Here is a 20033-nt window from a genome sequence, read left to right as displayed (position 1 = left end):
TGTAGCTCCAGAGTTCTCAGTAGATGGGGAAGCGTTCGCACAGCGCGAAGATTTCGCGGCGCACGCGTTGTTCTGTAGCGGCGTGACCCTCGGGATGGTCACGCAGCGAATCGAAGACTTCGACGATCAGGCGCCCGATGTCGCGGAACTCGTTCACGCCGAAGCCGCGCGTCGTGCCCGCGGGCGTGCCGAGGCGAACGCCGGACGTGACAGTCGGCTTCTCGGTATCGAACGGGATGCCGTTCTTGTTGCAGGTAATGCCCGCGCGTTCCAGTGCCTGCTCCACCTGATTGCCCTTCAGACCCTTCGGACGCAGATCGACCAGCAGCAAATGATTGTCTGTGCCGCCCGTCACGAGATCGGCGCCGCCTTGTTTCAGCACGTCGCCGAGCGCCTGCGCGTTGGCGAGTACGTTATCGATGTAAGTCTTGAAGCCTGGCTGCAGCGCTTCACCGAACGCGACGGCCTTGCCCGCGATCACGTGCATCAGCGGACCGCCTTGCAGACCGGGGAACACGGCCGAGTTGATCTTCTTCGCGATGTCTTCGTCGTTGGTGAGCACGAAACCGCCGCGCGGGCCGCGCAAGGTCTTGTGCGTCGTCGACGTCACGACGTGCGCATGCTCGACCGGATTCTGATGGCGCCCCGCAGCGATGATCCCGGCGATGTGCGCCATGTCGACCATCAGCTTCGCGCCGGCGTTGTCAGCGATCTGACGCAGGCGCGCGAAGTCGAGCTTGCGCGGATAGGCGGAGAATCCCGCGATCAACAGCGACGGCTTGTGCCGTTGCGCGAGTTCCTCGATCTGGTCGTAATCGATCAGCATCGTGTCGCGGTTCACGCCGTACTGCACCGCGTTGAACCACTTGCCGGAAAGCGCGGGCTTCGCGCCGTGCGTCAGATGCCCGCCCGCATCGAGCGACATGCCAAGGATGGTGTCGCCCGGCTTGGCGAGCGCGAGCATCACGGCGCCGTTCGCCTGCGCGCCCGAATGCGGCTGCACGTTAGCGAACTTCGCATTGAAAAGCTGCTTGATGCGATCGATCGCCAGCGTTTCGACCTCATCGACGAATTCGCAACCGCCGTAATAGCGCTTGCCCGGATAACCTTCCGCATATTTGTTCGTCAGCACCGAACCCTGCGCTTCGAGCACCGCACGCGACACGATGTTTTCCGACGCGATCAATTCGACTTGCGACTGCTGGCGTTCGAGTTCCTTCAGCACGGCGCCGCGCACCGAAGCGTCGCGCGTCGCCAGAGACTCTTCAAAGAAAGGATTCGGATTCGACATGAGGGAGGTCCGTGGGTCAGGAAAATGGATCGTTTCCGAGGCGCCGGACGTGGCCTTGAAGGCCTTCCGTTACCGCGCTTCGATTGCGTCTATTCTTGATCCACGCCCCGCGCGTCAATTTACGAATTCAGACGCGTTCTTGGCGTTTTCCGACATGGGCGTCTGTTTTCGACAAGTGGCGTGCCGCGAATTGAGGTATCGGCGATGTGTTTGAAACGCGCACTGCACTGCGGCGGAGCGTGCGTGCTTTTTAAACGTGCGTTCTTTATTTCGCTGCCCCAGAGCCGGGCGCGCTTGACGCGGCGGCTCAGGGTTTAGCCTTATGGCACGCTAGTTGCAATCGTCATCAAAATGCGTAATCCGCTGCTCCCCACGGCGGACTCCAACTATAGATTCCAAGGAATCACGGCCCCCATGTCCCCCGATCGCACGGCGTCGCTGTCGCATTTCGCTTTCATGCCGCTACCCAACTTCACGATGATCGCGTTCACCAACGCCATCGAAGTGCTGCGCATGGCGAACTATCTGACAGGGCAGCCGCTGTATCGATGGTCGATCGTGAGTCCCGATGGCGGACCGGTCACGGCGAGCAACGGCTTGTCCGTCGATACGGGCCCCGTCGATTGCGTCGGGCAGCCGGATATCGTGTTCGTGGTGGGCGGCATCGACGTGCAGCGCGAGACCACGCCCGCGCACCTCGTCGCGCTGCGCCGCTTCGCGCGGACGGGCAGCGTGCTCGGCAGTCTTTGCACCGGAACGTATGCGCTCGCGCGCGCCGGCTTGCTCGCGGGCTACGCGTGCGCGATCCATTGGGAGAACATGTCGGCGCTCAAGGAAGAGTTTCCGGACACGCGTTTTCTGAAGGAGTTGTTCGTCGTCGATCGCGATCGGGTGACGTGTACCGGCGGCGTCGCGCCGCTCGACATGATGCTCAACCTGATCGCCGCGCGCGTCGGCACGGCGCGGGTGACGCAGATCGCGGAGCAGTTCATCGTCGAGCACGTTCGCGATACCAGCGCGCAGCAGCGCATGCCGCTCGTCGCGCGCCTGGGTTCGGCGAACAAGTCGCTATTCGAAGTGATCTCGCTGATGGAGAACAACATCGAAGAGCCGCTTTCGCGCGAAGAACTCGCGCGGCTCGCGGGGATGTCGCAGCGGCAGTTGCAGCGGATCTTCCGGGAGCATCTTGGCATGACGCCGACTCATTACTACCTGACATTGCGTTTGCGCCGTGCGCGCGAACTGCTGCTGCAAACCGATATGTCGATCATGCATATCACGATGGCTTGCGGCTTTCAGTCGGCTTGCCACTTCTCGAAGAGCTATCGCGATGCGTTCGGCACGGCGCCCACGCGCGAGCGCAGGAAGCAGGCGCCTTCGCTTGCTTCGGTGCCTACGGGCGGCGGTCTGCGCGTCGCCTGAAAAGAAGCTTCAGGAACCTTCCCGCGTCGGCGCCTGCACGCGCGCCTTCCACTGACCGCCCGTGCCGCGCCAATAACGCACGGCCGAACCGATCGTCGCGCTCACATAAAACAACGCCACGAGCGGCAGCAGCGGCGCCCACAGCAATGAGCGCCGGTAATAGCGCAGCATCGGCGCATAAGCGATGCACATCAGCGCCCACGCGACGCACGCGGGCCACGCGCGACCACCGAGCCAGAGCGCGAGCACCGGCGGCACGAGATAGATCAACACCATCCCGGCGACGGTCCCCGCGAGCAGCCACGGCGAGTAGCGCAACTGCGTGAACGCCGTGCGCGCTATCATATTCCAGATCTCGCGCCAGTCGTCGTAAGGGCGCAGCGACTCGCTGCGCCCGGCGAGATCGAGCCGGATCGGCCGGGCATCGCCGCGTCCGTCGCGATGCTTGAGGCGCGCGGCGAGACTGCAATCGTCGATGAGTTCGCCCCGGATCGATTCGATGCCGCCCGCCTCTTCCAGCGCCGAGCGCCGTACCATCATGCAGCCGCCGGCGGCGCCGGCGGTCGGCTTCTTCACGTCGCCGACCCACGAGAACGGATAGAGCTTCGCGAAGAAAAACACGAACGCGGGAATCAGCGCCTTCTCCCACAGCGAATCGCAACGCAGCCGCACCATCAGCGAGACGAGGTCGCGGTCCTCGAGAATCGCGCGCGCGACGAGTTGTGTCGCGGCATCGGCGGGATGGTGGATGTCCGCGTCGGTGAGGAGCAGGAAGTCGGCGGGGATGCCGAGCTTCTCGATCGCGCCGATGCCCTGCGACTGCGCCCACACCTTGCCCGACCAGCCGGGCGGCAGCGGCTCGGCGGCGAGCACGGTCAGGCGGTCTTCGAGGCCGAGCGCGCGCGCAGCGGACTGGGCAGCGTCGGCGGTGCCGTCGGTGCTGTGGTCGTCGACGACGATCACGCGGAACGACCCCGCGTAGTCCTGCTTCAGCAGCGAGCCGACCGCCCGGCCGATCGCGTCGGCTTCGTTGCGCGCGGGCACGACGGCGACGAGCGCCGGCCACGCGCCGCGCCGCGCGATCTCGGCTTGACCGACGGCGTGCAGGGTGGTTTCCGAGAGCGGCGCGGCGGGCTGCACGCGCCAGAAGCCGCCGCGCGCGAACACGAGCACGAGCCAGATGAGAAGCGCAAGCCAGGCGATCAATAACATGATGGATGGGTCTTCGACTGAACGGGGTTGTACGGCGATTACGATGCGGGCGGACGGAGTTTGAACAGCCGCAACGCGCAAAAGGGCCACTCCGGGCCGGAACGCCGCACAGTCTACCGGTTTATTGCACTTTCCCGCTTTGGAGAAAATTGTCTCAAACCCCGCCCTGCGGCCCGCCCAGCACGCCCTTCCAAGCATCCTAAAAGCGAACGAGTTAGAATACGCGGTCAACTTCGACGCGAAGTTTGAACGATTCATTTCTTAATTACCGAACGTTTCCGTGAGTCCGTCGATCGCCCTACAAATTGACAGACGGACTCGACGGCCTGACGCGATGCGTCGGGTCCACTCGAAACCCGCGCCAGTCGGAGTTCGCCCGAATATGCGTATCATCCTTGCTCAACCCCGCGGCTTTTGTGCGGGCGTAGTCCGCGCGATCGAAATCGTCGATCGCGCGCTCGAACGGCATGGCGCGCCCGTCTACGTGCGCCATGAGATCGTTCACAACCGGCACGTCGTCGATAACCTGCGGAGCAAGGGCGCGCGTTTCGTCGAAGAGCTCGACGAAGTGCCGCACGGCGCCGTCGCGATCTTCAGCGCGCACGGTGTTGCGCAGACGGTCGAGGCGGACGCCCAGGCGCGCGGACTCGACGTGCTCGATGCCACCTGCCCGCTCGTGACGAAGGTTCACGTGCAGGGGCGCCAGTATGTATCGCAGGGGCGCACGCTGATCCTGATCGGCCACGCGGGTCATCCGGAAGTAGAAGGCACGATCGGCCAGATTCCCGGCAAGGTCGTGCTCGTGCAGAGCGAGGCCGAAGTCGCGACGCTACAACTGCCGGTCGATACACCGGTCGCGTACGTCACGCAAACCACGCTTTCCGTCGACGACACGCGCGGCATCATCGATGCGCTGCAGCGCCGCTTCACCGATATCGTCGGCCCCGATACGCGCGACATCTGCTACGCGACGCAAAACCGCCAGGCCGCCGTGCGCGAGTTGTCGACGCAGGTGGAAGTGCTGCTCGTCGTCGGCGCCACCAACAGTTCCAACTCGAATCGCCTGCGCGAGATCGGTGCCGAAAGCGGCGTGCCGAGCTACCTCGTCGCGGACGGCTCGGAAGTGAAGCCGGAGTGGTTTGCGAACGCGCAGACCGTCGGCATTACCGCGGGCGCATCGGCGCCCGAGGAAATGGTCAACCATGTGATCGACGCCCTGCGCGCGCTCGGCCACGTCGAAGTCTCGACGATGGACGGCCGCGAAGAGAAGGTCGAATTCAAATTGCCCGCGAAGCTGACGCAACCGCTTGCCGCGGTCGATGCCACAGCCGCACGCCAAGAATAAGGAGCACGCACTTGTCTATTCCGATGCTGCAAAAAGTCCGGGTTGGCGCGTATATCGCGCGCCAGCATTTCACGCGCAACAAGCGTTATCCGCTCGCGCTGATGCTGGAACCGCTGTTCCGCTGCAATCTCGCCTGCAACGGCTGCGGCAAGATCGACTATCCGGACCCGATCCTCAATCAACGGCTGTCGCTGGAGGAATGCCTCGGCGCCGTCGATGAATGCGGCGCGCCGGTCGTCTCGATCGCGGGCGGCGAGCCCTTGCTGCACAAGGAAATGCCGCAGGTCGTGAAGGGCATCATCGCGCGCAAGAAGTTCGTGTATCTCTGCACGAACGCGCTGCTGATGGAAAAGAAGATGGACGACTACGAGCCGAGCCCGTACTTCGTGTGGTCCGTCCACCTCGACGGCGACCAGGCGACGCACGACCATTCGGTGTCGCAGGAAGGCGTCTACGACAAGGCAGTGAAAGCGATCAAGGAAGCGAAGCGCCGGGGTTTTCGCGTGAACATCAACTGCACGCTTTTCAACGATGCGAATCCGGAGCGCGTCGCCGCGTTCTTCGACACGCTCGGGCCGATGGGCGTCGATGGCATCACGGTGTCGCCGGGCTACGCCTACGAACGTGCGCCGGACCAGCAGCACTTCCTGAACCGCGACAAGACCAAGACGCTGTTCCGCGAAATTTTCAAGCGCGGCAACAATGGCAAGAACTGGTCGTTCAGCCAGTCGGCGATGTTCCTCGACTTCCTGGCCGGCAACCAGACGTACCAATGCACGCCGTGGGGCAACCCGGCGCGCACGGTGTTCGGCTGGCAGCGTCCGTGCTATCTGCTCGGCGAAGGGTATGCGAAGACCTTCAAGGAGCTGATGGAAACCACCGACTGGGACAAGTACGGCACGGGCAACTACGAAAAGTGCGCCGATTGCATGGTGCACAGCGGCTTCGAGGCGACGGCGGTGATGGATACGGTTGCGCATCCGCTGAAGGCGCTGGGCGTGTCGATGCGCGGCCCGCGTACGGAAGGCGCATACGCGAAGGACCTGCCGATCGACAAGCAGCGTCCGGCGGAATATGTGTTCTCGAAGCACGTCGAGATCAAGCTGGAAGAGATCGGCCGCGCGAAGAACAACAAGGGTGCCAAGCCGACCACTGCGGCCGCGCACTGAACGGCATGTGAAATTGCGGCGGGCAGATGATGTCGCTCATCAAGCGATTCATCTGCCCGTTTGCTTTTTGGCTCGTCGGATTTGGTGCTTTTTTGTCGAGGCGCAGGGCTCACGCGCATCGGCCGTCGTACGATTCGCGGCTCTTCCACAGGACGCGCAGGAAGTCTCACTCATGGCTCAATTCAACGTACTCATCAACCTCGGCAAAGCCGATCTCGACGACTATTCGCTGCTCGGCAGGACGTTGCGCAAGCTCGGCTTCAGCGAGACGAAGGCGGCGCAGGTCGGCGGGGATTTTCGGCTGCTGCCGGCAAGTTACCGGTATTCGAGCGAAGTGGAGGATATGACGGCCGTCAGAGACAAGGCGTTGCGGTCGGCGAAGAGTGTGTCGTCGACGGCGGTAGTGCTGGTTTCGGAGGTTTGAGGGCGGCTCTGCGCGGCTTCTTGATGCGCATAAAGCGTTACGAAAAGTTCACGCGTCCCTGGCGGCTTCCCAATCTTCCTCGGCTACGGGTTCCGTCGGTTTGTCGTAACGAATAACCGAAGCGCGTGGCAGGCTCAACTGATCTTCATGAGCCAGTTTCGGGGGTTCGACCAAGTCGACCGCGCTTATTTGGCAAGTCACTTTTCTGTTGCATCCTCAAATTCATCCACGCAATCTGTCGGGCAGCCGGCCCGAGTCAAAAAAAGCGCGACAGCCTCCGCCATCGCACTTTTTTCACGCCTAACAAGGCACTAAGCCCTCAACAACACTTCCCCGCCCCCGACCCATACCTCGCTTCCTGCCGTTCGCGGAAAAATTCCTCATACGTCATGACATGTCGGTCGGGGTGCGTCGCCTGCATGTGCGACACGTAGTTGTCGTAGTCAGGCAGGCCGACCATCAGGCGCATCGCCTGCCCGAGATACCGTCCGGCTTGCCGAAGATCGGTGAACATGATGTTCTCCAGTTGCTCGCGCCGGAGCCGCAGCCAGATAAAACCCGCCGCCGCCCCAGCCGATAGTCAATGCATCAATGCCCCGAGCGAATCGCCGCGCCCGGCGTACCGGCCGGCATGGCTTCGAACGGCGTCTCGCGCACGGTCGGACGAGTCTCGCGACGCGCGCGCAGCACCGCCAGCACACCATAGATCACGATACTCACGACGACGAAGATGAACAAGCCCGCCAGCGCGGCATCGATATAGTCGTTGAAAATAACGCGATCCATCTGTTCCAGCGACTTCGCCGGCGCCACGATCTTGCCCGCATCGCGCGCCTGGCTCAACACCGACGCATGCGACAGAAAGCCGATCTTCGGGTTCGAGTGGAAAATCTTCTGCCAGCCGGCCGTCATCGTACAGATCAGGAGCCACACGGTCGGAATCGTCGTGACCCAGGCGTAGCGTTCGCGCTTCATCTTGAACAGCACGACCGTGCCGAGCGTCAACGCGATCCCCGCCAGCATCTGGTTCGAGATGCCGAACAGCGGCCAGAGCGTATTGATGCCGCCGAGCGGATCGACCACGCCCTGATACAGGAAGTAGCCCCAGGCCGCGACGCACAGCGCCGTCGCGATCAAGTTCGCCGGCAGCGAATCCGTGCGGCGCAGCGCCGGCGCGAACGTGCCGAGCAAATCCTGCAGCATGAAACGTCCGGCGCGCGTGCCCGCATCGACCGCCGTCAGGATGAAGAGCGCTTCGAACAGAATGGCGAAGTGGTACCAGAACGCCATCATCGCCGGGCCGCCGATCACCTGATGCAGAATCTGCGCCATGCCTACGGCCAGCGTCGGCGCGCCGCCCGCCCGCGCGACGATCGTCGTCTCGCCGACCGCTTTGGCCGTCGACGTCAGCATGTCGGGTGTGAGCAGGAAGCCCCAGCTCGACACCGTCTGCGCGACCGCTTCAGGCGTCGTGCCGAGCACGGCGGCCGGGCTGTTCATCGCGAAATAGATGCCCGGCTCGATCACCGAGGCCGCCACCAGCGCCATGATCGCGACGAACGATTCCATCAGCATCGCGCCGTAGCCGATGAAGCGCATGTTGGCTTCGTTGTCGATCAGCTTGGGCGTCGTGCCTGACGAGATCAGCGCGTGGAAGCCCGACACCGCGCCGCACGCGATCGTGATGAAGAGGAACGGGAAGAGACTGCCCGACCAGACCGGGCCCGTGCCGTCGATGAACTTCGTGAACTGCGGCATCTTTAGCTCGGGCGCGACGATCAGGATGCCGATCGCGAGGCCCATGATCGTGCCGATCTTCAGGAACGTCGACAGATAATCGCGCGGCGCGAGCAGCAGCCACACCGGCAGCACCGAGGCGATGAAGCCATAGCCGATCAGGATCCACGTGAGCTGTGTGCCGGTGAACGTGAAGTACGGCGCGAGCGTCGCCGATTCGGCTACGTGCTGGCCGTACACGATCGCGAGCATCAGGCCGATGAAGCCGATCACCGACACCTCGCCGATCTTGCCCGGCCGGATGTAGCGCGTGTAGATGCCCATGAAGATCGCGACCGGAATCGTCGCGCCGACAGTGAACGTGCCCCACGGCGAGCCGGTCAGTGCCTTCACGACGATCAGCGCGAGCACCGCGAGAATGATCACCATGATCAGGAACGCGCCGAACAGCGCGATCACGCCCGGCACGAGCCCGAGTTCCATCTTGACGAGGTCGCCGAGCGAGCGGCCGTCGCGGCGCGTCGAGATGAAGAGCACCACGAAGTCCTGCACCGCGCCCGCGAACACGACGCCCGCGAGAATCCAGAGCATGCCGGGCGTGTAGCCCATCTGCGCGGCGAGCACCGGGCCGACAAGCGGACCCGCGCCCGCGATCGCTGCGAAATGGTGGCCGAACAGCACGTACTTGTTGGTCGGGACGTAGTCGAGGCCGTCGTTGTGACGCACGGCCGGCGTGGCGCGCAAGCCGTCGAGCTGAAGCACCTTGCTCGCGATGAAGCGTGAATAGAAGCGGTACGCGATCAGATACACGCAGACCGCGGCGATCACGACCCAAAGCGCGCTGATGCGCTCTCCATGCGCGAGTGCAATTGTTCCGAATGCGAACGCGCCGAGTAGCGCGACCGCGATCCAGACCAGGAATCCGGAAGCCCGATTCATGGTGTCTCCTGTCTTTTAGTTTGAAATACCCGCCGCAGTCTGATTGACAGAAGCGGGAGCATGGCGTCAAGGACGCTATGGGCGTGTAGTATTCGCCTTCGCCGCAGGCCTTACAAGCGGACAACTACGTAACCGCTCTACGTAGAATTACGTAACCACCGCCTTTTGCCGTCATGAAGTTCGACATGAATCTCAAAGCGAAGATTTTCTTGCTGGCGATCGTGCCGTTCGCCGTCGCGATCGGCGGCATCGAATACGGGGTTCACCAGCAGGCGACCACGCTCGCCGAATCGCAGCACGCGACGACGCAGGCCGCCTACCTGTCGAGCAAGGAAATCGAGCTGCGGCATTACGTCGAACTGGCGCAGAGCACGATTGCGCCGTACTACGACGCCCCCGCCGGCACCCCCGACGAAGAAGAAACGCGCAAGAAGCAGGCGCTCGATGCGCTGCAGCGTCTCGACTTCGGCGCGGACGGCTACTTTTTCGTCTACACGATGCACGGCACGTCGCTGATGCATCCGCGCCAGCCGGATCTCGTCGGCCGCGACCTGTGGCTGATGCGCGACCCCGCTGGCGCGCTGACCCTTCAGAAGCTGATCACCGAGGCATCGCGCGGCGGCGGCTACGTGCGTTACGTGTGGCGGCGTCCGTCGACGGGCAGGCTCGCGCCGAAACTCGGCTACGTCGTGCCGCTACCGCGCTGGGGCTGGATGATCGGCACCGGTATTTATATGGAGGATGTCGAGACGACGCTCGCGCGCATCGACGCGCAAGCGCACGCGAACATCGATCGCACGATGGCCTGGATCGGCGCGATCGCGCTGGCGGCGCTAGGCGTGATTGCCGTATGCACGGCCGTGCTGAACATCAGCGAGCATCGCAGTTCCGATGCCAAGCTGAAGCGCCTCGCACGGCAGGTCGTCGATTCGCAGGAGCAGGAGCGCGCGCGCCTGTCACGTGAACTACACGACGGCATCAGCCAGATGCTGGTGTCCGTGAAATTGCTGCTGGAATCGGCGCTCGCGCGCTTCGAGCGCGCCGAAACGCGCGAACCCGCCGCCGAAGCCGCGCTCGCCACTGGACTCGGGCGGCTCGCCGGCACGCTTCGCGAAGTGCGCCGCATCTCGCACGCCCTGCGCCCCGCGATGCTCGACGACCTCGGCCTCGCCGCCGCGCTCGAACAGCTCGCGCGCGAACTGAGCGAACAGGGCGCGCTCGACGTACGCTTCGAATCGGTGACGAGAGAAGTGCCGTCGGGCTTGCGCGCGGCGCTCCCCGATCCCGTCAACACCGTGCTCTTTCGCATCGCGCAGGAAGCGCTGACCAACATCGTCCGGCACTCGAAGGCGACGCGCGCCGCGCTCACGCTCGACGTAGCGCCGCACGCCGTTTCGCTCACGATCGCGGACAATGGCGAAGGCTTCGACGTGAGCGCCGCGCTCGCCGATCCGAAGAGCGGCGTCGGCCTGCGCAACATGCGCGAGCGGCTCGACGGGCTCGGCGCGACGCTCCAGATCGTGTCGCAAGTCGGGCGCACGGTGGTCGCCGCCACGGTGCCGCTGCCGCTCGCCGCCCCCACCCTGCAAGGACTGACCGATGACTTCTGAACCCGCGCGACTCGTCCTGATCGACGACCACCCGCTCGTGCGCGACGGCCTGCGCGCCCGGCTGGACGCCGCGCCGCACCTGCGCGTGATCGGCGAGGCGGGCAACGCGGCCGAAGCGCTCGCGCTCGCCGCCGACGAAGCCAATCCGCCCGACCTCGCGCTGATGGACGTCGGCATGGCGGGGATGAGCGGCATCGAGCTGGCCGCGCTCTTTCACGAGCGTTTTCCGGGGATTCGCGTGCTGATGCTGTCGATGCACGACAACATCGAATACGTCGCGCAGGCCGTGCGGGCGGGCGCGAGCGGCTATGTGCTGAAGGATTCACCGGCGACGGAAATCATCCACGCGATCGACGCGGTGCTCGCCGGCAAGACGTTTTTCAGCGCGGGACTCGCGATGCGGATGATTCAGGCGCAATCGATGCAGACGCCGCTCGAACGCCTGACGCCGCGTGAGCGCGACATTCTGGACGCGCTCGCGCTCGGGCTGTCGAGCAAGCAGATTGCGCTGCAGCATGGGTTGTCGGTGCGCACGGTGGAAACGCACCGGCTGAACTTGAAGCGAAAGCTGGATATCGACGGTCAGGCCGAGCTGATCAAGTATGCGGTGGAGCACCGCCGCACCTGACCGTCGAAGAAGAGGTTATCCGGCCGTGCGCGCGTTGTGCTCGGTCAGGAACTTGATGAGGCCATCGACGCCGCCGGACGAGAGCTGACCCGCGAACTGTTGCTGATAGACCTGGATGAGCCAGGCGCCCATCATGTCGATGTCGTAGATTTTCCAGCCCTGCGCCGACTTGCTGAGGCGGTAGCGCACGGGGTTGTCGCCGCCGGTGGAGATCACGTGCGACTCGACGACGACGTCCTTCGTGCCCGCATCGACCTTCGGGCTGTCGAAGACGAACTTGACGTCCTGGTCGCGCAATTGCAGCAGCGACGAAGCGTAAGTGCGCACGAAGAGCTTCTGGAACTGCTCGTAGAGCTGCTTCTGCTGCTCGGGCGTCGCCGTGGCCCACGCCTTGCCGACCGCGATGCGGGTCATGCGCTCGAAGTCGGTGGCGGGCACGAAGCGCGTCTCGACGAGCTGCGTGATCTTCGCCATGTCGCCGCCGCGCGCTTGCGGGTCGGCCTTCATCGCGGCGACGGTGCCTTCGACGGCGTTTTTCACGACCGCATCGGGGCTCGCCTGGGCGAAGGCGTTGCCCGAAACGAACACTGCGGCGACCAGGAAGGTGAAGCAAAAGGACAAATAGCGTTTCATGGAACCCGTTCTCTGTATGGTATGGAAGCTGATTGCGCGGATTCGATGGGTTTTCGAACCGGCGGCAAGCCAGTATATCGACTCGCCGATGCGCTGACAGTTCAAGACAGGGGCCGCGCCCCGCACCGCCGCCCCGGTATACTTGCGCGATCCCCGGCTGCGGACTTTCCTGCGTTTGTCCTCTACAGCCCGCACTCAAAAACAGGACCTCGACGGTACTCGTCTTCATGCTGACGTCCCACCTTACCCGCCTCGTCACCGTTGCCATCCGCCGGCCGGCGTGGATCATCGCCGTCTCGCTGCTGCTCGCCGTGCTGAGCTCGATCTACGTTGTCCATCACTTCAAGATCAGCACCGACGTGAGCCAGCTCATCGAGACGGAGCCCGAATGGGCCGCCCGAAGTCACGCGATGGACGAAGCCTTTCCGCAACGCGGCTCGACGCTTCTGGTCGTGGTCGAGGCGCAGGCGCCCGAATTCGCCGATGCCGCCGCGAGCGAACTCGCCGCCGCGCTCGCGAAGCATCCGGACCGGTTCAAGTCGGTGACGCAGCCGTCGGGCGGTGAGTTCTTCGAGCATAACGGCCTGCTCTATCTTTCTTCCGACAAAGTCGCGCAAACCACGCAACAGCTCGTGCAGGCGCGTCCGCTAATCAACACGCTCGCCCACGATCCCACGCTCACCGGCCTCGCGCAAACGCTCAACACGAGCCTGAACCTGCCGCTGCAACTCGGGCAGGTGACGCTCGGGCAGATGTCGAAGCTGCTGAATCAGAGCGCGAACGTGCTCGACCGCGTGCTCGCGAACGAGCCGGCGGCGTTCTCGTGGCGCAATCTCGCCGACCCGTCGCCGACGAGCGGCCCCGCGCGCGCGTTCGTCACGGTCCTGCCGGTGCTCGATTTCAACGCGCTCGAAGCCGGCGCCGGCGCTTCCGACGCGATCCGCGCGACCGCCAAGGAGCTCGGCCTCGCGCAGAAATACGGCGCGGCCGTGCGGCTGACGGGCGCCCAGCCGCTCGCCGACGAGGAATTCGCCTCCGTCAAGGACGGCGCCGAGGTGAACGGCATCGCGACCTTCATCGTCGTGCTCGTGATCCTGTGGCTCGCGTTGCGCTCGGGGAAGATGATCCTCGCGGTGTTCATCACGCTGTTCGTCGGGCTCGCGATCACGGCGGCGCTCGGCCTGATGATGGTTCACGCGCTGAACATGATTTCCGTCGCGTTCATGGTGCTGTTCGTCGGGCTCGGCGTCGATTTCGGCATTCAGTTCGGCGTGCGATATCGCGAGGAACGTCACCGGCACCGGCGGCTCGACGTCGCGCTCGCCGAAACCGCGCGGCACGTCGCCGTGCCGCTCACGCTCGCCGCCGCCGCGACCGCCGCGAGCTTCTTCTCGTTCCTGCCGACCGCCTATCGCGGCGTGTCGGAACTGGGGCTGATCGCGGGCGTCGGCATGATCATCGCGTACGTGACAAACATGACGCTGCTGCCCGCGCTGCTGAAGGTGTTCGCGCCACCCGGCGAGCCGACCTCGCCCGGTTTTCCCGCGCTCGCACCCGTCGACGAATACCTCGACCGCAACCGCAAGCCCGTCCTGATCGGCACGCTGATCATCGTGATCGGCGCGCTGCCGCTGCTCCTGAACCTGCGCTTCGACTTCAATCCGCTGCACCTGAAGGACCCGCACACCGAGTCGATGGCAACGCTGCTCGCGCTGAAAGACGCGCCGGAAGCGGCCATCAACAATGTGTCGGTGCTCGCGCCGTCGGTTGCCGACGCAGAGCGCATCGAGGCGCGTTTGGCGAAGCTGCCCGAAGTCGGCCGCGTGACGACGCTCGCCTCGCTGATCCCCGCCGATCAGCCGAAGAAGCTCGAACTGATCGCCGCGGCCGCCGCGCAATTGCTGCCGGCGCTCAACCAGACGGTGGCTTCTCCCCTGACGGATGCGGTGAGGGTCGCGACTTTGAAACGCCTGTCGAACCAGTTGTCGCTTGCCGCCGACGAACATCCCGGCCCCGGCGACGCCGAAGCGAAGCATTTGTCGCAGACACTCGCGAAGCTCGCCCAGGCCGATGCCGCCGCCCGCGACCGCGCTGAAACCGCGATGGCCGAGCCGCTGCGTCTCGCACTCGCCCGTCTGCGCGCACTTTTACAGCCGTCCGAGATCACGCGCGCGACGCTGCCGCAATCGATGGTCGACAACTGGGTGACGCCCGATGGCAAGGCGCTCGTCGAGGTGTCGCCGAAGGTGCCGCCGGGCGTCGACCAGAATGACGACCGCCTGCTCGCCCGCTTCGCCGACGCTGTCCAGAAATCCGAGCCGGACGCGATCGGCGGGCCGATCTCGATTCGCCATTCGGCCGAGACGATCATCAAGGCGTTCCAGCAGGCCGCGGCGCTTTCGCTGATCGCGATCGCGATCCTTTTGTGGATCACGCTGCGCCGTCTTGGCGACGTTTTAAGAACTTTGATACCTTTGCTCGTTTCCGCGATCGTCACGCTCGAGGTGTGTGTTGTCTTCGACATGCCTCTCAATTTCGCGAACATCATCGCGTTGCCGCTGATGCTGGGCGTCGGCGTGGCCTTCAAGATTTATTTCGTGATGGCGTGGCGCTCGGGACAGACGCGGCTTTTACAGTCGAGCCTCACGCACGCCGTGATGTTCAGCGCCGCGACGACGGCGACCGCGTTCGGCAGCCTGTGGTTTTCGCATCATCCGGGGACGTCGAGCATGGGCCGGCTGCTCGCGCTGTCGCTCTTTTGCACGCTGATCGGCGCGGTCGTGTTCCAGCCGGTGCTGATGGGCAAGCCGCGCAAGGTGCGCGCGGCCGAGCGCGCGCGGCTGCGGGCGGCGCGGCGGCACGATAACTTAAGAGGAATTGAAGAATGAGAAGGGCTTTGGCCGCCGGACGTTTCCGGACGCTCGGGGTGAGCTTTGCCGTGGCAGGCGTGCTGGCGACCGCCGGCTGCGCGACCGGACCGGATCGCCGGCCGGGCGATCCGCTGGAACCGATGAACCGCGCCATCTTCAAGTTCAATGACGGCCTCGACACCTATATCGCCCGGCCGGTCGCGCAGTTCTACGTCGACTGGACGCCGAGCCCGTTTCGCACGGCGGTCAGCAACTTCTTTTCGAATCTCGGCGACGTCGGCAATTTCGCGAACAATCTCGCGCAGTTGAAGATTACCGATGCCGCGCAGGATCTGGTGCGCTTCGCGTTCAATTCGACGTTCGGCATAGGCGGTTTGATCGATATCGCCTCGCAGGCCGGGCTGCCGAAGCATCACCAGGATTTCGGGCTGACGCTCGGACATTACGGCGTGCCGTCCGGGCCGTATCTGGTGCTACCGGTGTTCGGGCCGAGTTCCGTGCGTGACGCGACCAACTGGCTGGTGGCATATCGGCTCGACCCGGTCAGCTACACCGATCCGGCCGTGCGCAATATTCTCTTCGGCGTGAATTTCGTGAGTTCGCGGGCGGATCTGCTCGGCGCGACCGATATTCTGTCGCAGGCGGCGCTGGACAAATACGCGTTCGTGCGCGATGCCTATACGCAGCGGCGGCAGTACCTGCTGACGGGCGGCACCGGGGCGGCGCTGCCCGATTACGGCGACGAGCCCGATGCAGCCGCGCCGGACGGGGCGAGCGCGACGCCGCCGGGTGGCGCGGGCGGTGGCAGCAAGGAGCAGGGTTTGCCGACTTACGATGATCCTGCGTCCTCATCCGGTTCGAGCGGCGGCAAGGACGTGCCGAAGTATGAAGATCCCGGTGCGGCGCCGGCCAGCAAGTAAGCTGCTGTCCGTTTCAAGACTAAAAAGCCCGACAGGCCTACGCCAGCCGGGCTTTTTTCGTCACGTCACGCGGTGCATCAGTGCATCAGTGCATCAATTCTTCTAACCGCGCTTCGTCTTCCGAAGCCGTCGGCGCTTCGACCTTGCCGCGCCGATACGCTTCGAAAAGCTCGTCGGCGTAGCGAATCTGCGTGCGGCCGTGCGGCGCGGGCTCGCCGCTTTCATCGAGATTCACGAACACCATCTTCTCGACCGTGAGAATGCTCTTACGCGTGATCTTGTTGCGCACTTCCGCGCGCAGCGTCAACGACGTGCGGCCAAAGTGCGTCGCCGTCATGCCGAGTTCGATCACGTCGCCCTGGCGCGCCGAACTGACAAAGTTGATCTCCGACATGAATTTCGTCACGACACGCTGGTTGTCCAGCTGGCTGATCGCGTAGATCGCGGCTTCTTCGTCGATCCAGCGCAGCAAACTGCCGCCAAACAACGTGCCGTTAGGGTTCAAGTCTTCGGGCTTGACCCATTTGCGGGTGTGAAAATTCATTTCGATACCTCTCTCTGCCGGTGGATGCGAACTTTTTCGTACGCATCTCGAATAAGGGTTTTCCCTGATTATACAGAGATAGGGGTTAACCCGCATGACGCAAGCTTTTCTCTCGCCTAAGGGCAAATCCGGACATTACGTTTTCTCATACCCGGATTGAGAAATCATCGTTTCAGCCTGCGTCGCCCGTTCTCGCACAATCGGTTCGTCGTTCACTTTTAAACGGAACCGGAACTGCGCGATGCAAGCAACTCTCTTTATCGGCGAGGGCTTCGAGGGCCCTGGCGTCAACCTCGCTCACATCAACGTGCTCGTCGGTCCGCGCAGCGGCCCGGCGGGTCAGGCGTTCGCCACCGCACTCGCTACGCCAACGGCGGGACATGCTCCGTTCGTCGTGATCGCACGGCCCGGCGTGCCTGCCAAACCGCTCACTTTGTATGTGAACAAAGCGCAGATCGAAGGTGAATTTCACGGCAACGCCACATGGGGCGCATCGCAGGCGGGGATTGCGAAGGCAGTCGTCGAGTCGCTCGAAGAGGGCACGCTGCCGCCGGAAGCGGAGAACGAGTGGATGGTCGTCTCGGCCAACTGGGTCAATCCCAAGGCGAACGACCTCGACGCCGTCTACTTGAACAACTATCGCGCGGCGAAGAACGCCATCAAGGCCGCGATGCTCGGCTTGCCCGTCAAGGAAGAAGTGTTCGCCGCCGCGCGAGACGTCTCCAACCCCTTCTACACGCCGAATCAGCGCTAAACCGTCACGCGCCGGACCGCGCGTCCGGCCAGGAGATCAGCAATGGAATACGTTCGCCTCGGCCAATCCGGCCTGAAGGTGTCGCGCCTGTGCCTGGGCACGATGAACATGGGGACGCCGCAATGGAAGCCCTGGATCTTCGATGAACGGCAAAGCGAACCGATCCTGCGTCACGCGCTGGAAGCGGGCGTCAACTTCATCGATCTTGCGGATTTCTACTCGATGGGCGTCGGGGAGGAAGTCGTTGGCCGGATTCTCGGGCGGCTCGCGCGCCGCGAGGAAATCGTCGTCACGACGAAGGTCGGCTACGACATGGGCGCGTATCAGAACGCGGGTGGCCATTCGCGCAAGCACGTCATGGACGGCATAGACGGGTCGCTAAAGCGGCTCGGCATGGATTACGTCGATATCTACATGCTGCATTACTTTGACGTGAACACGCCGGTCGAGGAAACCATGAGCGCGCTCGACGACGTCGTGCGCTCCGGCAAGGCGCGCTACATCGGCGTCTCGACGATGTACACATGGCAGTTGGCGAAGATCATGCAGGCGTGCAAGCGCCACGGCTGGCATAAGCCGATCAACATGCAACTGCAGTTGAACCTCGCCTATCGCGAGGAAGAGCGCGAAATGATGCCGTATTGCGCCGACCAGGGGCTCGGGGTTTCCGTATTCAGCCCGCTGGCGCGCGGTCTTCTCACCTGCGACGCGGCATCCACGCGCAATCAAACCGACTTCTTCACCGCGCAGATGTACGGCGATCCGGCTTCGCGGGCGATCGCGGCATCGGTCGCAAGGGTTGCCGAACGGCGCAACGTGAGCGCGGCGCAGATCGCGCAGGCGTGGGTGCTGCGGAAGGGCGGCGTCGCGAGCATGCTCGTCGGCGCGGATTCGCCGGAGCAGTTCGACAGCGCGCTGGCTGCTTTAAGCACGTCACTCGACGCCGACGAACTTCACGAACTCGAGCGCAATTACACGCCCTGCGATCTCATCAACGACTACACGGCGGGCCGCCGGATCGCGCGCGAACCACGTCCGGCGCGCGGCGCGTTCTGCGACGCACTGGAGGCGGCATGAGCTTTTTGCGCAACGGTTATTACATCGACGGCGTCTGGCACGCGGGCAAGGAGACCTATCCGGTCCGCAATCCGGCGACGGGGGAAGTCATCATGCAGGTCGCGAAAGCGGGCGCGCGTGAAACACAATGCGCCATCCACGCCGCTGAACTCGCCTTCCCCGCGTGGCGCGTATTGACGGCGAAGGAACGCAGCGCGCGGGTGAAGCGCTGGGGCGAACTGATGCTCGCCAATCGCGACGCCCTCGCCGAACTCCTCACGCGCGAGCAGGGCAAGCCGCTTGCCGAAGCCAAAGGCGAAGTCGGGTATGCGGCGAGTTTCCTTGAGTGGTTTGCTGAGGAAGCCAAACGCAGCTACGGCGACATTATTCCGAGCCCGAAACCCGATTCGAAGATCGTGGTGACGCGCGAACCGGTGGGCGTCGTCGCCGCGATCACGCCGTGGAACTTCCCGCTCGCGATGATCACGCGCAAGGCCGGCCCCGCGCTCGCGGCCGGTTGCACGATGGTGCTGAAGCCGTCGGAGGAAACGCCGCTTTCCGCGTTCGCGCTCGCCGTGCTTGCGGAAGAGGCCGGCATTCCGCCGGGCGTGTTCAACATCGTGTCGGGCGATGCCATCGCGATCGGCGCAACGCTGACCGCATCGCCGGTAGTGCGCAAGCTGTCGTTCACCGGCTCGACGCGCGTCGGGAAGCTGCTTGCCGCGCAATCGGCCGGGACGCTCAAGAAGCTCTCGCTGGAACTCGGCGGCAACGCGCCGTTTATCGTGTTCGACGATGCCGATCTCGATGCCGCCGTCCAGGGCGCGATGGCCTCGAAGTTTCGCAATACCGGGCAGACCTGCGTGTGCGTGAACCGGTTCTATGTCCAGGACGGCATCTACGACGCCTTCACGCGGCGGCTGGCTGAAGCGGTCGGCAAACTGCGCGTCGGCGATGCGTTGAAGGGCGAGGTCGACCAGGGACCGCTGATCAACGAAGCCGCGCTGGACAAGGTGCAACGACACGTCGACGACGCGTTGGGGCACGGCGCGGCGGTACTGACAGGAGGACGGGCGCATCCGCTGGGCGGGACGTTCTACGAGCCGACCGTCTTAACCGGCGCCAGCGAGGACATGCTCATCGCGCAGGAAGAGACTTTCGGCCCGGTCGCCGCGTGCTTTCGATTCGACACGGAAGCGGAGGCGATTCACCGCGCCAACGACACGCCGTTCGGCCTTTCCGCGTACTTCTACACGCGCGATCTGGGCCGCGCGTGGCGGGTCGCGGAGGCGCTCGAAGCCGGAATGGTCGGAATCAACGAAGGAATCATTTCGACAGAGGTCGCGCCGTTCGGCGGGGTCAAGCAATCGGGACTGGGGCGCGAAGGCTCGAAGTACGGGCTCGATGAATACGTCGAACTGAAATACATGATGATGAGCGGCCTCGGCCGTTGATTTGCCCGCCGAGGCCGCTGCGCGA

The 20033-nt window shown here is 64.1% G+C and carries 17 protein-coding genes; 11 read left to right on the top strand and 6 right to left on the bottom strand.

From position 1 onward, the window contains the following. Positions 1-16 precede the first annotated feature (16 nt). The gene (locus tag AWB65_RS20770; RefSeq protein ID WP_087668935.1) at positions 17-1291 is read right to left on the bottom strand and encodes a serine hydroxymethyltransferase; all 1275 of its coding nucleotides are present in this window, start codon (positions 1289-1291) and stop codon (positions 17-19) included. A 414-nt stretch (positions 1292-1705) separates the two neighbouring features. On the opposite strand from AWB65_RS20770, the gene AWB65_RS20765 reads away from it, so the two are divergent. Next, the gene (locus AWB65_RS20765) at positions 1706-2713 is read left to right on the top strand and encodes a GlxA family transcriptional regulator (protein ID WP_087668934.1); all 1008 of its coding nucleotides are present in this window, start codon (positions 1706-1708) and stop codon (positions 2711-2713) included. Between the two features lie 9 nt (positions 2714-2722). On the opposite strand, the gene AWB65_RS20760 is transcribed toward AWB65_RS20765, so the two are convergent. Then, positions 2723-3925, bottom strand: a complete 1203-nt coding sequence (locus AWB65_RS20760; RefSeq protein WP_087668933.1) for a glycosyltransferase — start codon at positions 3923-3925, stop codon at positions 2723-2725. Positions 3926-4307: 382 nt separating this feature from the next. On the opposite strand from AWB65_RS20760, the gene ispH reads away from it, so the two are divergent. The 3 genes from ispH (at position 4308) to AWB65_RS20745 (ending at position 6863) form a co-directional block, all read left to right on the top strand. After that, positions 4308-5270, top strand: coding sequence for a 4-hydroxy-3-methylbut-2-enyl diphosphate reductase (gene ispH, locus AWB65_RS20755; RefSeq protein ID WP_087668932.1), 963 nt, complete (start codon positions 4308-4310; stop codon positions 5268-5270). An 11-nt stretch (positions 5271-5281) separates the two neighbouring features. After that, complete coding sequence (gene hpnH / locus AWB65_RS20750) at positions 5282-6439, top strand: adenosyl-hopene transferase HpnH (protein WP_087668931.1); 1158 nt, start codon at positions 5282-5284, stop codon at positions 6437-6439. A 172-nt stretch (positions 6440-6611) separates the two neighbouring features. Further along, positions 6612-6863 carry a hypothetical protein gene (locus AWB65_RS20745; protein WP_087658187.1) on the top strand — a complete coding sequence of 84 codons (252 nt, stop codon included), beginning with the start codon at positions 6612-6614 and terminating at the stop codon, positions 6861-6863. A gap of 319 nt (positions 6864-7182) precedes the next feature. On the opposite strand, the gene AWB65_RS20740 is transcribed toward AWB65_RS20745, so the two are convergent. Both AWB65_RS20740 and AWB65_RS20735 read right to left on the bottom strand, forming a co-directional pair. Then, entirely contained in the window at positions 7183-7377 is a 195-nt protein-coding gene (locus tag AWB65_RS20740) for a YbdD/YjiX family protein (RefSeq protein ID WP_087628751.1), read from the bottom strand. Between the two features lie 74 nt (positions 7378-7451). Beyond that, entirely contained in the window at positions 7452-9539 is a 2088-nt protein-coding gene (locus AWB65_RS20735; RefSeq protein WP_087668930.1) for a carbon starvation CstA family protein, read from the bottom strand. 185 nt (positions 9540-9724) lie between these two features. Between AWB65_RS20735 and AWB65_RS20730 the strand changes: the two genes are divergently transcribed. Both AWB65_RS20730 and AWB65_RS20725 read left to right on the top strand, forming a co-directional pair. Next, entirely contained in the window at positions 9725-11149 is a 1425-nt protein-coding gene (locus AWB65_RS20730; RefSeq protein ID WP_087668955.1) for a cache domain-containing protein, read from the top strand. Continuing rightward, a complete protein-coding gene (locus AWB65_RS20725) occupies positions 11139-11777 on the top strand; it encodes a response regulator (protein ID WP_087668929.1) in 639 nt (212 codons plus the stop codon). The genes AWB65_RS20730 and AWB65_RS20725 overlap by 11 nt, the downstream gene beginning before the upstream one ends. Before the next feature lie 15 nt (positions 11778-11792). Here the strand turns inward: AWB65_RS20725 and AWB65_RS20720 are convergent, their stop codons facing one another. Continuing rightward, positions 11793-12410, bottom strand: a complete 618-nt coding sequence (locus AWB65_RS20720) for an MlaC/ttg2D family ABC transporter substrate-binding protein (protein ID WP_087668928.1) — start codon at positions 12408-12410, stop codon at positions 11793-11795. A gap of 227 nt (positions 12411-12637) precedes the next feature. On the opposite strand from AWB65_RS20720, the gene hpnN reads away from it, so the two are divergent. Together hpnN and AWB65_RS20710 are read left to right on the top strand one after the other, a co-directional pair. Next, the gene (gene hpnN / locus AWB65_RS20715; protein WP_087668927.1) at positions 12638-15298 is read left to right on the top strand and encodes a hopanoid transporter HpnN; all 2661 of its coding nucleotides are present in this window, start codon (positions 12638-12640) and stop codon (positions 15296-15298) included. Further along, positions 15295-16200: an MlaA family lipoprotein gene (locus AWB65_RS20710; protein ID WP_087668926.1), complete on the top strand. Its 906-nt coding sequence runs from the start codon at positions 15295-15297 to the stop codon at positions 16198-16200. The genes hpnN and AWB65_RS20710 overlap by 4 nt, the downstream gene beginning before the upstream one ends. Positions 16201-16285: 85 nt before the next feature. On the opposite strand, the gene AWB65_RS20705 is transcribed toward AWB65_RS20710, so the two are convergent. Beyond that, on the bottom strand, positions 16286-16744 hold the full coding sequence (locus tag AWB65_RS20705) for an acyl-CoA thioesterase (protein ID WP_087668925.1): 459 nt from the start codon (positions 16742-16744) through the stop codon (positions 16286-16288). Positions 16745-16985: 241 nt separating this feature from the next. Here AWB65_RS20705 and fae point away from each other — a divergent pair, with 241 nt between their 5' ends. From fae to AWB65_RS20690, 3 genes are read left to right on the top strand one after another with little or no spacing between them, the layout of a single operon-like run. Continuing rightward, positions 16986-17498 carry a formaldehyde-activating enzyme gene (fae, locus tag AWB65_RS20700; protein WP_087668924.1) on the top strand — a complete coding sequence of 171 codons (513 nt, stop codon included), beginning with the start codon at positions 16986-16988 and terminating at the stop codon, positions 17496-17498. A gap of 42 nt (positions 17499-17540) precedes the next feature. Next, positions 17541-18575 (top strand): aldo/keto reductase, encoded by a 1035-nt coding sequence (locus tag AWB65_RS20695; protein ID WP_087668923.1) that lies wholly within the window; start codon positions 17541-17543, stop codon positions 18573-18575. Then, positions 18572-20008, top strand: coding sequence for an NAD-dependent succinate-semialdehyde dehydrogenase (locus AWB65_RS20690; RefSeq protein WP_087668922.1), 1437 nt, complete (start codon positions 18572-18574; stop codon positions 20006-20008). The genes AWB65_RS20695 and AWB65_RS20690 overlap by 4 nt, the downstream gene beginning before the upstream one ends. The last annotated feature ends 25 nt before the right edge of the window (positions 20009-20033 follow it).

Source organism: Caballeronia humi, from assembly GCF_001544475.1.
Taxonomy (GTDB): domain Bacteria; phylum Pseudomonadota; class Gammaproteobacteria; order Burkholderiales; family Burkholderiaceae; genus Caballeronia; species Caballeronia humi.
The sequence above is the reverse complement of the archived record's forward strand: the minus strand, read 5'-3'. Positions and strand labels throughout refer to the sequence as shown.